The 11749-nt window shown below is 37.8% G+C and carries 11 protein-coding genes; 1 reads left to right on the plus strand and 10 read right to left on the minus strand.

Annotated features, from left to right (window positions below):
• Nucleotides 1-4: 4 nt before the first annotated feature.
• From CIL03_RS06525 to CIL03_RS06545, 5 genes are all read right to left on the minus strand, one after another.
• Nucleotides 5-757 carry a hypothetical protein gene (locus CIL03_RS06525; protein ID WP_094884822.1) on the minus strand — a complete coding sequence of 251 codons (753 nt, stop codon included), beginning with the start codon at nt 755-757 and terminating at the stop codon, nt 5-7.
• A gap of 79 nt (nt 758-836) precedes the next feature.
• Nucleotides 837-2051: a hemolysin family protein gene (locus tag CIL03_RS06530; protein WP_094884824.1), complete on the minus strand. Its 1215-nt coding sequence runs from the start codon at nt 2049-2051 to the stop codon at nt 837-839.
• A gap of 214 nt (nt 2052-2265) precedes the next feature.
• The gene (alr, locus tag CIL03_RS06535) at nt 2266-3447 is read right to left on the minus strand and encodes an alanine racemase (protein WP_094884826.1); all 1182 of its coding nucleotides are present in this window, start codon (nt 3445-3447) and stop codon (nt 2266-2268) included.
• A gap of 170 nt (nt 3448-3617) precedes the next feature.
• Complete coding sequence (gene ald / locus CIL03_RS06540) at nt 3618-4748, minus strand: alanine dehydrogenase (RefSeq protein WP_094884828.1); 1131 nt, start codon at nt 4746-4748, stop codon at nt 3618-3620.
• 104 nt (nt 4749-4852) lie between these two features.
• Complete coding sequence (locus tag CIL03_RS06545) at nt 4853-6100, minus strand: PucR family transcriptional regulator (protein WP_094884830.1); 1248 nt, start codon at nt 6098-6100, stop codon at nt 4853-4855.
• Between the two features lie 300 nt (nt 6101-6400).
• Here CIL03_RS06545 and CIL03_RS06550 point away from each other — a divergent pair, with 300 nt between their 5' ends.
• Entirely contained in the window at nt 6401-7486 is a 1086-nt protein-coding gene (locus CIL03_RS06550; protein ID WP_094884832.1) for a YkvI family membrane protein, read from the plus strand.
• Between the two features lie 162 nt (nt 7487-7648).
• Here CIL03_RS06550 and CIL03_RS06555 read toward each other — a convergent pair whose 3' ends face one another.
• The 5 genes from CIL03_RS06555 to CIL03_RS06575 all read right to left on the minus strand — a co-directional run bounded on the left by CIL03_RS06555 (nt 7649) and on the right by CIL03_RS06575 (nt 11670).
• Nucleotides 7649-7930, minus strand: a complete 282-nt coding sequence (locus CIL03_RS06555; RefSeq protein ID WP_094884834.1) for a hypothetical protein — start codon at nt 7928-7930, stop codon at nt 7649-7651.
• Between the two features lie 36 nt (nt 7931-7966).
• On the minus strand, nt 7967-8377 hold the full coding sequence (gene spx, locus CIL03_RS06560; RefSeq protein ID WP_094884836.1) for a transcriptional regulator Spx: 411 nt from the start codon (nt 8375-8377) through the stop codon (nt 7967-7969).
• Between the two features lie 50 nt (nt 8378-8427).
• Nucleotides 8428-9039: a TetR/AcrR family transcriptional regulator gene (locus CIL03_RS06565; RefSeq protein WP_094884839.1), complete on the minus strand. Its 612-nt coding sequence runs from the start codon at nt 9037-9039 to the stop codon at nt 8428-8430.
• Between the two features lie 339 nt (nt 9040-9378).
• The gene (locus CIL03_RS06570) at nt 9379-9978 is read right to left on the minus strand and encodes a YpjP family protein (protein ID WP_094884841.1); all 600 of its coding nucleotides are present in this window, start codon (nt 9976-9978) and stop codon (nt 9379-9381) included.
• Nucleotides 9979-10230: 252 nt separating this feature from the next.
• The gene (locus tag CIL03_RS06575; protein ID WP_094884844.1) at nt 10231-11670 is read right to left on the minus strand and encodes an RNA-guided endonuclease InsQ/TnpB family protein; all 1440 of its coding nucleotides are present in this window, start codon (nt 11668-11670) and stop codon (nt 10231-10233) included.
• Nucleotides 11671-11749: the final 79 nt, after the last annotated feature.

The raw sequence follows: 11749 nt of genomic DNA on the forward strand, positions 1-11749 counted from the left end.
CATTTTATTTACTGCTCTTTTGTTTTTCCTTTTCTTTTGCTGGATTGCCTTCCATCGTTTGCTCCTTACCATTCACTACCTTTGCAATATAGGCTGATGTCAGCTGGTAGCCATTTTCAATTTTCTCTGCCAGAAAGCTGGTTCTCTCAAAAAGAATAGATCGGAAATAATCAATTTGGCGTGCAATTTTTTCCGTCAAAGCAACTTGAGTCTCCAGTTTACTCACGACTTCTTCCTGATTTTCCTCCTGTTTGGAAATCTGTTCAGATAGTTCTTGCTGCACTTCACCTTGCTGGTTTATTTTTATAGCCAGCTTTTCATTTTCTTCTCCATAGGCTTCCAGTTTCGTTACGATTAACTGATTTGATTGGCCAATCGCAGTTAATTTCTCGCTTAATTCCTGTTTCGATAATCGTCCATCCTCCAGCAGCTGCTGTACTCTTTTGTTTTCATTCTCCAGCTTTTTCAACTGGGTTACGACCTGCTCTTCAAGCTTTACATGCTGCTGGTTTATTGCTTTCAATTCTTTTAATTTCCCATCAATTTCCTGCCATTGGCCGGATTGTTTATATTCACTCTGCTGCTGCAGCCATTTTAATCTGTGAAAGGAGCGATGTAAGGATTCATTAATTCTTTTTTGTTCCTTAATCATTTCTTCCACATGATTTCTTATAAAAAAACCCTGGTTTGGTTCATCTATCTTTCTGTTATTTTTATAAATATCCATATGATTGTCACGGTTAATATATAAACCCATCTGAAACACTCCTTCAAAGCTTTACTTTATTATCCTATGCATGGAAAGGGTATTTGGTTGATGAGCGGACTTTAATTATTTATTTGACAATCTGAACCTTTTTTAATGTTCTTCCTTCTATTTCCAATATTTTAAAGGTGAGATTATTTCGCTCAAAGGCCTCTCCTTCTTCAGGAAACCGATTAAGCTCCTTTAAAATATATCCAGCGAGAACATCTTCTTCCTCGGGAATTTCCGTATTAAACTGTGAGTTTAGCCGGTGGAGAGGGATTTTCCCATCACAAATAATTTCAGTTTCAGTACTTTTTTCAATAAGCCTGTCTATATCCATTTCATCTTCAATTTCCAGGCCGATCATTGCTTCGATTACGTCTTCATGGGTCAAAATTCCTTCTGTTCCGCCATATTCATCCAGAACAATTGCCATGTGCTTTTTCTCCTGTGTCATTTTACGGAAAATCTGTTCAATGGAATGAAATTCATAAATCACGAGTGGATCCATATCACTGAAGGATTTCAGCGATTTTTCAGGATCCATGGACCATTTCAAAAGATATTTTGAATGGAATACCCCAACGATATTGTCAATATCCTCATTAAAAATCGGGTATCTTGTATATGGATTCTGGATTGCAACATCCCTTACCTCTTCAAAGCTTGCAGTATGCGGAAGAGCAATCATGTCAATCCGGGGTGTTTTCAGTACATCCTTTACATCCAGGTTATGAAAATCAAGTATTCCCTTAATCCGATGTGATTCATCCTTCTTAAATGTTCCTTCCTCTCCGGCAATATCAACCATTGTCCGCAGTTCAGCCTTCGATATCGATGCTTCTTGTATCTCACCTTTGGAAAGAAACCTTATGATAAATCTTGTCATTCCATTTAATAGCAATGTGAGCGGTTTGAAGATGAACATCACTGAACGTATCACAGGAAAAACAATGTATGCAATTTTGTCAGGAAAAGTAGCCGCAATCGACTTTGGAATGACTTCGGAAAAGATAATTATGGTAATCGTCAATACTGCAGTAGCAATGGCAGCATTAATGCCATATTCGATGGCAAGCATCGTTACAAGTGTTGGAAGCACAATATTGGCAATATTATTCCCTATAAGAATGGACGTGATAAACTCGTCAGGTTTTGAGAGCAAATCCAATAGCTTTGCTGATTTTTTATCATTGTTGTTAGCTTTCGTTTGCAGCTTCATTTTATTTGCAGCGGTTAATGCTGTTTCACTTCCCGAAAAGAAAAATGAAACAAATAGTAAAAAGATGATCGCAATGATCACTGGACAGTTCCTCCTTAAATTCAAAAGCATAAGCGCCCGTTTATTGCGGGTGACACTAAGCAATAGTCGCTAGGGCGGCGTGGCTGTTCATAGTCATAGCCACGAAATATTTTTGATTCCTGCTCAAATTCATCGTTAGTTGCTTTTATTTTATAGGAATTATCAAAGTAATAAAAGAAAAAGGCTGTCTTCCTTTAAAAGACAACCTTACTACTCATATACTTTGCATATTTTGCTGAACTAATCCTCTTTCTTTTAAAACCTTGCCATCCCGGACATATACTCTAGGCACCCGCTTTCCAATTAAACATGTTGTCTCATAGTGAATTGTGTTCATCTGGTCAGCTACTTCAGCCATCGAAATATAACCATCCTGTTGGTCTCCAAAGATTGTAATCACATCATTATTATCCAACTCTTCTATTTCTGTTACATCAATCATTGCCTGGTCCATGCAAATTCTGCCGACAATCGGTGCCCTCTTGCCCTTTGCTGTCACATTTCCTTTATTGGATAAAAGCCTTGAAAATCCGTCTGCATAACCAACTGGAATGGTAGCTATTTTTGCAGGCTTTTCAGGAGAAAATGTGCAGCCATAGCTGATGGGCTGGTCTGCCTCTACTGTTTTAATCATAACTGGTTTTGTTCTAAAACTCATCGCCTGTTTTAATGAAATTTTCGATTGCAAATGTTCATCCGGGTATAAACCGTAAAGACTGACTCCTACCCGGACCATATCCAGATGCATGTCGGGATAAGCGATTGTACCTGCACTATTGCAGCAATGCTTTATTGGAATGGAAACATCATGCCGCTCCAGATAATCGGTTAGCCTGGTAAAATGCTCAAATTGCTCTATCGTGTAAGCAGGGTCTGGATTATCTGCGTCAGCAAAGTGAGTGAAGATCCCTTCCACAATCACGTTTGGAGAGTGAATGGATTGAATCAGCTGCAATGCCTCTGTCTTATCTTTAATGCCTATCCGATTCATTCCACTGTCAATTTTTATATGAATCCGGGCAGTTTTCCCTAATTTCTCTGCCACTCTTTCTATATGTTCAACCACATCAATCGTAAAAACTGTTAATGTGATATCATTTCTAATTGCTTCCTCAGCAGCCTCCGCAGTTGTATATCCAAGAACTAAAAGCGGAAAATTAATTCCAGCCTGCCTCAGCTGTACTGCTTCATCAAGGAAGGCAACTGCTAAATAATCAGCACCTGCATCAATTGCTTCATTTGCCACTTCAACTGCCCCATGCCCATAAGCGTCCGCTTTTACAACGGCCATCAGTTTACTTTGTGGCTGTATATATGCTTTAAATGTTTTTATATTATGTCGAATCGCATCCATGGAAATCTCAGCCCATGTATCGCGGTAACTTCCATAGTTCATAATTGCACCCCCAGTGGGTAAGATTATATCATAATTTTTACTGATGAATATCCGGTTACAAAGCGGAGTGTCCGTTTTAAACCGAGGGCATCCAGCCATCCGCCAAATAATTTGCTCAAAAAATACCCTCCACAGCCATGCTTGAAGGGTATTTGCAAGTTCATTTCATTTTACGAAAAAGCTTTTTCAGAAACAGCTTCGTCTACGGAAGCATATTCATATCCTAGATCTTTTGCTACTGCTTCTAATGTAACTTTACCATTAACTACGTTAACACCTGATTTAATCGCCGGGTTATCCTGAATAGCTTTTACATAACCTTTCGAAGCAATTTGTGTTGCATATGGAATTGTTACGTTTGTCAATGCCACTGTTGCAGTACGCGGCACTGCACCAGGAATATTAGGAACTGCATAATGAAGTACACCATGTTTTTCATAGATTGGATCATCATGTGATGTTACATGGTCAACTGTTTCAAAGTTACCACCCTGGTCGATTGCAACGTCAACTATAACTGATCCTGGCTGCATGGATTTAACCATTTCTTCAGATACAAGTTTAGGAGCTCTTGCACCTGGGATTAATACCGAGCCAACAACAAGGTCAGAATCTTTTACAGCTTCTGCAATATTGAATGGGTTGGACATTAATGTCTGAATGCTTGAACCGAAAATATCCTCAAGCTGACGTAAGCGTGCAGGGTTCAGGTCGATAATTGTTACATCTGCACCAAGTCCCAGTGCGATTTTTGCTGCGTTTGTTCCAACAACACCGCCGCCGATAACTGTAACTTTCCCGCGCTCGACTCCTGGTACACCACTTAATAGAATACCCTTGCCGCCTTTTGATTTTTCAAGGTATTGTGCACCGATTTGAGATGCCATACGTCCAGCAACCTCACTCATTGGAGTAAGCAATGGCAATGTATTGTTCACAGTAATTGTTTCATAAGCAATTGCTGTTACTTCGTTTTCCACAAGTGCTTTCGTCAATTCAGGCTCATTTGCCAAATGAAGATACGTGAATAAAATAAGCCCTTTGCGGAAATAGTGATATTCAGATTCAAGTGGCTCTTTAACCTTCATAATCATCTCTGCTTTTCCCCAAACCTCTGAAGCGCTTTCAAGGACTTCAGCACCAGCTTCTTTATATTCATTATTCGTAAAACTGCTGCCAAGACCAGCATCTGCTTCAACAATAACTTTATGTCCTGCACCCAGTAAGTTGACAACGCCAGCTGGTGTCATAGCAACACGATTTTCGTTATTTTTTATTTCCTTTGGAATACCAATAATCATCTTCAACACTCCTCACTAATTCAATTACAATTCCAGTATATAACTATTAATGCAACTTTTCATTATGCAGAATACAAAATAGAAACAGGGAAGTTTGTGAAAAATCACAAACTATCCTGTAAAGCTTCCATTTTCAAATCGAGGTATAACGTTATTTTCTGATTCGGATCCTTTAAATCAATTCCTGCAATCTCTGTAATTCGCTTTAATCGATAGTTTAATGTATTAACATGGACGTGGATTTTATTAGCTGCATCCCGTACATTGCTGTCACTTTCCAGAAAAATTCTAAGTGTTTCAAGTAAATTTGAATTATTTTTTTTGTCATACTCCCTTAACTTTTCAATGGAAGTATTTCGATAGTATTCTTCGTTCCTGATCGTATGAAGCTCTTCGAGAAACTGATAAATACCAAGCTCTTGATAGCTGAATACTGCGTTTAGTTCTTGAGGAAATTTCCTTTTTAGCTTCAATACCTTCAATGCCTGATTGTAGCTGGCATGTATGAATGCAGGTGAACTGCAGAAAAGCCCATAGGAACCTTTCACTTCCTCAATGTTCAGCCGTTCATTTATCTTATGAACAAAATCGGTAATGAAACGATTGATATTATCCATGCTGTCTTTCTTATTTCTTAGACGAATCAGCAATATAAGCTGATTTTCGTCAAATACACGACATACAACATGAACATGCTGCAAAGCTTCTGTTAAATAATGTGCGTGCTTTTCAACTTTTTCCAATACTTCTCCTTCAAACTCAAGTACTGCAATCGTCAATCTGCCATCCATCTGCAATCCAAAATATTCAGCCTGCCGGGCAATTTCATCTTCATTCCGAATATGCCCTGTCAGCAGCTGCCAGAAAAATTCATTATAGTTTACATCTGCTTTTCTTCTTTTTACCCGGTGGCGGATCAGCTGGCTTTTCACATGAACAGCCGCTTCCTCCAGCAGTTTCAGCTTTTCCTGATCAAGAATTTTATCCTGCGTTTGTACCCAGATAAATCCAATTATTTTATTTCTTTCCCGGACAGACACTGCAACGCGGTTTCCCAGGCCAACATTTTCAATAGCTGGTACAAGCACCGCTTTATCACTTTCAATTAATTGTGCCATAATCCCGTGTTTCCATAAACTATTTATTACTTCTTCAGGGACCTTTCTTTGAATAATCGTAGCCATTCTTGCCTTGTCTGCATTCTTTTCGTGTTTGGAATAGGAAATAATCCGATGCTTGGAATCTTCTATTGTTACAGGGCAATCCAAAATTTCCGCAATCCGATCGGCCAAATTCTCTGGAGAATCAAGTATATCTTTAAACAAATCTGTGTGTTTAGACGGGTTGCTCATACATGGCCTCCTCCATTCTAATGCTATTTTAACATAGTTTTTGTGAATTTTAACAAATACAATTCATCAATTTGAGGTTTTTCGACAAAGTAATTCTTTATTCGATATGATAAAATTTTATTACAAATTGATTGGATAGTTTCTAAAGAACATGTTGAAAGCGATTACCATTTGCAGAAAATAAATGAAATAGCGACCGTCTTTTCATTTAGCATTCATACCAAACAATCCGCTTTTTCACATAATATAATAATAGTTATCAAAGACTATTTTCAATGGACAAACTATATGGAGGTCATCATGAAGAGAATAATTAAAATAGGAAGCGCATTCATTGGAATTATTGTTGGAGCCGGTTTTGCTTCCGGCCAGGAAATCCTGCAGTATTTTACAAGCTTCGGGTATATTGGAACAATCGGAGCAATTGTCTCCACCGCATTATTTGCATATCTTGGCATGATGTTAACAAGACTTGGAAGCCGGATGCGGGCAACTTCGCATAAAGAAGCTATCTATAAAGTAAGCGGGAAATACCTCGGAATTATCGTAGATGCTATCATCGTTTTCACTTTGTTTGGTGTAGGTGTTGTTATGATTGCTGGAGGCGGTTCTATTTTCAGCCAGCAGTTCGGATTGCCGTCAGTTTTTGGAATTGTACTAATGAGTATTCTGGTTATCCTTACAATGATGCTGAATGTCGACCGTGTTGTATCCGTAATCGGAAGCATCACACCATTCCTGATACTCGCTGTTATCCTGGTATCCATTTACAGTATCCTGGTTATGGATAATTCTTTCTCAGCATTAAACCCGATTGCTCAGGAGTCACCTTCAGCACTTTCACACTGGCTGATGTCCGCAGTTAACTATGTTTCATTTAATATAGCTGTTGGGGCGTCCATGTCACTACTGATGGGTGGCGCAGAAGAGGATGAAAGAATTGCTTCTCTTGGAGGACTCGTTGGCGGACTTGGAATTGGAGTGATGATCGTTCTTAGTCACCTGGCAGTATTTTCAAATGTCGATGTCGTTGCAAGCTTTGACATGCCGATGCTGAAAATTGTGAATGATATTTCACCAGTACTCGGAGTAATCTATTCCGTCGTATTGTTTGGTATGATATTTAATACCGCTGTAAGTATGTTCTATTCATTCGGCGCACGTTTCACAGAGGTTGGTACAAAGAAACAAAGGCTATTCACAACCGTTACCATTGCAGTTGCATTTAGCTTAAGCTTCGTCGGTTTTACAGAACTGGTTGCTTGGTTTTACCCAACCATCGGGTGGCTTGGAACATTCCTGATTGTGGCACTCTTGATTGCACCATTTAGAATGGCATCAGCTAAAAAAAAAGAACAACAGGAACAATTTAGGGAAGCGAATTGAAGGATAAGAATATAAAAAATTTATAACCAGCGCCCGCATACCCATTACTTTAATGATAGTGTGCGGGCGTTTTTTCTTCAAATTATCCTCCTGATCAATTCCGCGGCACCTATTTGAACACACACTTATAATGATAAAAATGAAACCCCACTGAATGAGATTTCATTTCACATAATCTCTATAAGCTTTTACAAATTGCTCCGGAGATGATTTCACGGTATAAGAGAAAACCCCTTTACTTGTATGCAGATAAAGCAGGCCTCCTGTTCCACCAATTAATCGATAGGACATATCCAACAAATCCTTTATTGGAAATTCACGATGTTCTGTTACAACTTTTTCATCATAAAGATAAATTGTACGCCTGAGCTCAATTTCCCTTTGCTCAATACTGCTTACTTCACGCTTTACTTTAATATACGGCTGTTCAGCTATCAGTCGCATGCAAAACCCCCAAGCTGCCTAGTTTTCAAGCGAAAATTATCCTTCTGCCAGACGAAGGTAATTCAATCTCCACTCAAGCCATTGATGCTCGCGTGTCTTCCTTGGCAGAAACTGACGGATATCATCTTCATGATAACCAACCTGAATCCTCTTTTCATCCATGATAATCGGACTGCGTAATAGTCCAGGATGCTGATGAATCAGCTCCAGTAACTCCTGAAGCGGCAGCGCATCAATATCCAGATCAAGCTCTTTGTAGACTTTTGATCTTGTGGACATGATTTCATCCGTTCCTTCCAGTGTCATACGCAGGATAGCACGCAGCTCGTTTACAGTCAGCGGTTCCCTGAGAATATTCCTTTCCACATATGTTATTCCATGCTTCGTTAACCATTCTTTCGCCTTTCTCGTTGATGAACATGGTGCTCCATATACTCTCACTGTCATTTATCATACCCCATTTTCCTTGGAATTTTTTAATGTTAGCTACAACTGCTTCACTTATAAAGTCCCTTTTTTAGCAGATTCATTTCCGTATTGAAATTGTCCATTGCTTCCTCATAGGACATTTCCTTTGCGAACTTTTCCACTAAATTATGGAAGGTTACTGATGTAATGATCTGAATAACATGATGCAAATCTTTTTCATCCGAAATATTTAAACACTGTTTATTGATTAATGTACTAATTTCTTTCAGTTGCTCTCTGTTTTCATTCACATCGAAAATCCGATTGAATATATTTTCGATTTTGTGAGTCATATTCAGGAAAGCATTTTTTAGAAAATCCAGATTTTCCTGTTCAGGCAATTCTTTTAAAAGCAGACGATACATTTCTGTGATGGCATCAAAAAGATCTCCATCATATTTTTGCAGGAGTGTAATAAAGTTTCCCTGCCTCGTCCTTGCCTGCTGGCTTAACAGAAATAAATATGCATCTTCTTTATCTTCAAAATACTGATAAAAGCTGCCCCTTGGTATTCCTGCCGATTTAACGATATTAGAGATGGAGGCCTCATAAACAGGTACCCTGGAAAATTCCTTTTCTGCTGCATATAGCAGTGTTTGCCTTTTATCCTCTGGCAGATTGTAAAACGTTTGTTTCGGCAATTTCCTTCCCCCAAATCTCAGATGACATGACATGGTGTCACTTTGTACAGTTTAATAATAAATGACACGGTGTCACCTGTCAATAAATAATGACAATTTGTCACGTTTTTGCCAAATTATTTCTGTTCGAATCTTGATCGCGTTTTTCGGTAAAGTTTCATCTATACCTTTCACTATTCATTTCCACAAAGGAAGACTTCCATTCCCAGTTGGTAATTTTTTTATAATGCAGGGTGAATAGGGTAGTAACTTTTGCTCCGCCGTTTCACTATTTTTTTAAAAGGTTAAAATGTATAAAAAGAACCCCAACTGCCAGATCAGGCTGTTGAGGTTTTTTTATTAAGACATCCATTTCGGCGGGACGTTTTTATCCCAGAAAATTTCTCCAATGACATGATGCTCTTCAAAGCCATCATTGCTTAAATGATAATGGAAATTAAACCAGTATCCTTCTAGTGGACGATTGTCACGACGGACATGAAATCTGGCAATATCTTTATGTGTGCGATAATCATAAATATTAAAGATTTTTTCACCAAATCCTTTTGATGGATGTTCGGTAATACCAATGTACTCTGAAGCATCTTCCCCAGCATCCACTAAAACGGATTGAACAACATCCTCCATATTATGTAAAATATCATCGAGGAAGTCATCATCAATCTGTTCAGCAATTCTTGGTCCTAATTTCGTAATCGTCTGTTCTTTTGCTTTTTCAGTCAAGATTTCTATAAAATAATCTTCGTCATTATCTGGTATAATTTCAACTTCAGCTGTCTCAGTGACGGTCAAAGTTGCACCATCAAAGCTGTCCGGATTCGAAGCTAATGCATCCTTATTTTCTTCTGCATCAACATCTAAAGAAATTGGCGGGACATACAAGCCCAGTGTCATAATAGTAACTAATACAACAGTTATTTTTCTCATCCAAAGTTTCATAAGACAATCTCCTCTTATCTGCTTATATTAATTTTAACATGATAAAATAAGATGTCCATAATATTTTTAAAATTTCATGAAATGGATATAATTTTAATGAATACTCCCACCACTTAATTTCATTATTTGAAGTGGGGGTTTCTGGGGTATCGACTTTCAAGATGACGATTAACCACCAGTGGAGTTGACACATTGGTGTGCTAGTAACACCCAACCCCGCTATCTCATTGGTCTTTGCCTCTGAGATTACTTTTATTTTACTTTCAAAACTATTGGTCTTTTCAAGGTTTCCATATTGAAAAAAGTATGATGGAACGCATCTTTAAAAACTTTTCTCATAATATTTGCTGCGCCATTTACATCCGCATGAATAATTTGACCATCTTTCGAACGATAAAGGCCACGTTTGATACGCTTACCAGAAAATAAGTTTCTTTTTGTATTGTTATCATAAACAGGTATTTCATCCTGATCGAGAAAGCTTGCTTGAGAAGTATAGGCTTCTTCTGTCAGCATCACATGGATGCCATGTTCCTGTGCTTTGTATGTTATCATTTTAATGAGCAAGCTATGAGGGATGGTTGAAAAAGATTGGTTATTCCTTTTTCCCATATTGGCATGTTGTTTCCAATCTTTATTTCGACCGATGATGATCGTATCAATGTCCTCTTCTAAAGCTATCTTTATCATTTGATGACTTACTTTATGAAATAAATCTTTGATTTTATTCCATCGTTTATTATTTATTTTTTCTAAACGTTTGGATGTAAAAGGAATTTCGTTTGCACGTTTCCCTTGCCTGAGAATACCAGTGTAACGCGCTTTTAACTGGTTATATTGTTGATTAATCGATTTGATATGTTTGCCCTTCACTAAGACTGGTCTTCTGCCAGTATTCGTGACAATAGCTGCAAGATTATCAATTCCCAAATCAACAGACATAAAGCGATTTTTCGATTCTTTCATTGTTGATTCTGAATGTACCTGGAAAATTAACTCCACTACGTAATGACCATATTTTGGAATCACACGAATTTGTTTAAGTTTCCCTTCCGTACAACCCAATTTGCCGATATTTAATTTTTCTTTTGTTTTCGGGAACTTCAAGAATTTATTTTCTTTTATCACACAATCTTGATTCGAAAATGATATTTCTTTTACTTTTAAACGACAGTATCCAGGTATTTTGGGACGTGCTTTAAATTTTGTGGGATTCGATTTATATTCTCGTAAACTGCTATAAAATGATCTCCAATTTTGAAATACATTTTTCATTATTCCTTGACTCGATTGGGCTGGTAAGGACCGATAATCATGCTGTGCCATCGATTTAAAAAGTGCATCTAAAAAGTGATAACTAACATAGGGGTTTTCCGTAGATGGCATACCAAATAAATTGCATTTAACTTCCTTCTGTTGAAGTTCTGGTTTTACCTTTTCTTTTTCAATCCTTCTTTGATACGCTATCATTTGGTTATCATTTATTTTGGGCAAATGTGTTTGGATAGTTTCCAGTACTTCTTTTTGATACGGTTGCAGTTCCTTTTTTTGTTTTAATGCTGTAAAAACTTGTCGAATATAAAAATTGGTCGTATTATGCATGTTCTTTGCACTTTGACACATCGTTTGGAAGTAATCATGCATCCGATGTCCTTTTTTCACCCAAATTTGCAGCGTTTTGTACGTTGTCATTTTAAAATTCACCCCCCCAAACATTTGTTCCTATTTTACCATGAAAAGGAGGAGAAGACCATAATTAATATCAAGATTT

The sequence above is a fragment of the Virgibacillus indicus genome, assembly GCF_002266285.1.
GTDB classification, from domain to species: domain Bacteria; phylum Bacillota; class Bacilli; order Bacillales; family Amphibacillaceae; genus Virgibacillus_K; species Virgibacillus_K indicus.